Source organism: Candidatus Magnetaquicoccus inordinatus (assembly GCF_004217665.1).
Classification (GTDB): domain Bacteria; phylum Pseudomonadota; class Magnetococcia; order Magnetococcales; family Magnetaquicoccaceae; genus Magnetaquicoccus; species Magnetaquicoccus inordinatus.
Window position 1 is genome coordinate 1 of the sequence record NZ_RXIU01000518.1, and the last position, 1093, is coordinate 1093.

2 protein-coding genes are annotated in these 1093 nt (G+C 53.3%); both read left to right on the plus strand.

Going from position 1 to position 1093, the window contains the following annotated elements; translation table 11 throughout:
- Window positions 1-715 (plus strand): peptide chain release factor 1 (locus EJP87_RS16955; protein WP_130472995.1); only part of this gene is annotated, 715 nt, incomplete at its 5' end.
- Window positions 712-1093: hypothetical protein (locus EJP87_RS16960; RefSeq protein WP_130472996.1), on the plus strand; the 382-nt coding region annotated here is incomplete at its 3' end. The genes EJP87_RS16955 and EJP87_RS16960, both read left to right, overlap by 4 nt.

Genomic DNA, 1093 nt, shown 5'->3' on the forward strand with positions numbered 1-1093 from the left:
TTTGTTTGCAGCCGATCTGTTTCGCATGTATTGCCGCTATGCCGAACTGCGCAACTGGCGGGTAGAGACCTTAAGCAGCAGTGCCACAGCCTTGGGAGGATTCAAGGAGATCATTGCCATGATCAGCGGTGCAGGGGTCTACAGCGCCTTGAAATTTGAATCAGGTGCGCATCGTGTGCAGCGCGTACCGGTAACCGAAGCTGGTGGCAGAATCCACACCTCCGCCTGTACGGTCGCCATCCTGCCTGAAGCGGATGAGGTGGATGTGCAGATCAATGAACGAGAAGAGCTGCGCATTGATGTCTTTCGTGCCTCCGGTCCCGGAGGACAAAGTGTCAATACCACCGATTCGGCAGTGCGGGTGACCCATTTGCCGACCGGATTGGTGGTCATCTGCCAGGATGAAAAATCGCAACATAAAAACAAGGCACAGGCGATAAAGGTGCTCAAGGCCCGTCTTTTTGATATGCAGCAGCGGGCAGCCCATGATGAACGCTCCCGTGATCGCCGCGACCAAGTGGGCAGTGGTGATCGTTCGGAACGTATTCGCACCTATAATTTTCCACAAGGGCGGGTTACCGATCATCGCATCCATTTGACTCTGCATAAACTTGACCAGGTGTTGCAGGGAGATTTGGTGGAGATTGTCGAATCGTTGGCAGCACACCATCAAGCCGAAACATTGGCGCGTCTGAGTGAAGGAGAGACTATTTGAGCAGAAGGCTCTGGTTTTGTATCTGCTCGCTCTGGTTGGGAGGGGCGAATAGTGGGTTGGCCAGTGCACAAACAGCACTTCCCCCGTTGCGTCAGCCTGCCTATATCAGCAATGCCTATTTTACAGAACGCCTCCAGGAGGATGCGCAGGGCAGACTCCGCTCCACTCCACTGCATGCCTTATCTTACCGGGCCTCTGGGGAGTTGGGTTATCTGGTTTTGGACCTCATACTGGTTAAACCTGGTCGTCATCAGTTGCGTGTCGAGCTGTTCACGCAACAGGGTGACAAAGCCGGTACACTCGGGAGCGAAAAAGGGATGACTTTTTTGACTCCCGGTTTTGTTTTATGCGTTGTAACTATTCACCACCCAAAACAAC